The sequence below is a fragment of the Streptomyces sp. NPDC003042 genome (assembly GCF_053591315.1).
In genome coordinates, this window is record NZ_JBSFTP010000179.1 from 1 (window position 1) to 1,975 (window position 1,975).

Annotated in this window: 3 protein-coding genes; all 3 read right to left on the minus strand. The window is 70.2% G+C overall.

Translation table 11 applies throughout. The features are described 5' to 3' along the window. Nucleotides 1–696: homocysteine S-methyltransferase family protein (locus tag ACWDYJ_RS36190; protein WP_451569851.1), on the minus strand; the 696-nt coding region annotated here is incomplete at its 3' end. Further along, the gene (locus ACWDYJ_RS36195; RefSeq protein WP_451569852.1) at nucleotides 693–1,676 is read right to left on the minus strand and encodes a carbohydrate kinase family protein; all 984 of its coding nucleotides are present in this window, start codon (nucleotides 1,674–1,676) and stop codon (nucleotides 693–695) included. The genes ACWDYJ_RS36195 and ACWDYJ_RS36190, both read right to left, overlap by 4 nt. A 1-nt stretch (nucleotide 1,677) precedes the next feature. Further along, nucleotides 1,678–1,975: methionine adenosyltransferase domain-containing protein (locus ACWDYJ_RS36200; protein WP_451569853.1), on the minus strand; the 298-nt coding region annotated here is incomplete at its 5' end.

Genomic DNA, 1,975 nt, shown 5'->3' on the forward strand with positions numbered 1-1,975 from the left:
CATCTCCGCCGGACCCGTCGCACAATTCAGACCGATCATGTCGATGCCCAACGGCTCCAACGCCGTCAACGCCGCACCGATCTCCGACCCGAGCAACATCGTCCCGGTCGTCTCGACCGTCACCTGCACGATGAGCGGCAGGTCGCCCATGCCGCACCAGTCCAGCGCCCGCCGCGCGCCGATGACGGCCGCCTTCGTCTGGAGCAGGTCCTGCGTGGTCTCGACGAGCAGCGCGTCGGCGCCGCCTCGGATCAGACCCTCGGCATTCTGCTGGTACGCCTCCCGCAACGGCTCGTACGCCATGTGCCCCAGCGTCGGGAGCTTGGTTCCGGGACCCATGGAGCCCAGGACCCAGCGGGGCCGGCCGTCCTTCGCCGTGAACGCGTCCGCGGCTTCGCGGGCGATGCGGGCTCCGGCCTCGGAGAGCTCGTAGACCCGCTCCTCCGCGCCGTATTCGGCGAGTGCGGCGAGGTTCGCCCCGAAGGTGTTGGTCTCGACGCAGTCCACACCCACGGCGTAGTACGCGTCGTGGACCGACCGGACGATGTCGGGCCGGCTGATGTTGAGGATCTCGTTGCAGCCCTCCAGCCCCATGAAGTCGTCCATCGTCGGATCGGCGTCCTGGAGCATGGTGCCCATGGCTCCGTCGGCCACCACGACCCGCTTCGCGAACTCCTCGCGCAGTGACCGTCTCATGTCAACTCCCCCAACGGTGCAGTGAGTTCCCTTTCGTACCGGCGGCCGTAGGCCGTGCCGAGCCGGGAGAGGAGCGCTTCGCCGGACAGCCGGTACTCCTGCGTTCCCACGGAGTCGAGTACGGTCGCGGCGACCGCGCAGCCCAGTTGGGCCGCGGCTCGCTCGGACACGCCCCACGCCGCCGCGGCGAGGAATCCGGCCCGGAACGCGTCGCCGACACCGGTCGGGTCGACGACCTGGTGGACCTCGACCGCGCGCACGGTCAGCGGCTCGTGGCCCGCGGCGCGGATCCGTACACCGGCCTCGCCGTGTGTGGTCACCCAGGAGCCGACCCGTCGCAGGATCTGCTCCTCGGTCAGCCCGGACTTCTCACACAGCAGGGCGGCTTCGTACTCATTGGTGAAGAGCCGGCCGGCGCCGTCCACCAGCTCTCGAACGTCCGCCCGCGCCAGCCGTGCCAGCTGCTGCGACGGGTCCGCCGCGAAGGCGATGCCCAGGTCACGGCAGGTCCGGGTGTGACGGATCATGGCCTCTGGATCGTCGGGCGATATCAGCACCAGGTCGGGACGCCCGGTCCGGGCGACGACTTCCCGGAGATCGATCTCGCGGGCCTCCGCCATGGCGCCCGCGTAGAAGGTCGCGATCTGGTTCTGGTCCCGGTCGGTGGTGCAGACGAAACGGGCGGTGTGGAGTGTCTCGCTGACCCGTACGGAGTCGGTGTCGACGCCGTGGTCCTTGAGCCATACCCGGTAGGGCTCGAAGTCACCGCCCACAGAGCCGACCAGGACCGGGCGCAGTCCCAGCATGCCCAGGCCGAACGCGATGTTGGCCGCCACTCCGCCGCGCCGCACTTCCAGGTTGTCGGCGAGGAACGACAGGGATACCCGGTCCAGCCGGTCCGCGAGCAGCTGCTCGGCGAACCGGCCGGGGAAGGTCATCAGATGGTCGGTCGCGATGGATCCCGTGACAGCGATACGCACGTCAGACCCCGGCGGCCTGGCGCAGGGCGTCCACGCGGTCCGTACGCTCCCAGGTGAAGTCGGGGAGCTCGCGGCCGAAGTGGCCGTACGCGGCGGTCCGGGCGTAGATCGGGCGCAGCAGGTCCAGGTCGCGGATGATCGCGGCCGGGCGGAGGTCGAAGACGCTCGACACGGCTTCCTGGATGCGCTCGTCCGACAGCGTGCCGGTGCCGAAGGTCTCGACGAACAGGCCGACGGGCTCGGCCTTGCCGATGGCGTACGCGACCTGGACCTCGCAGCGCGAGGCCAGACCGGCGGCG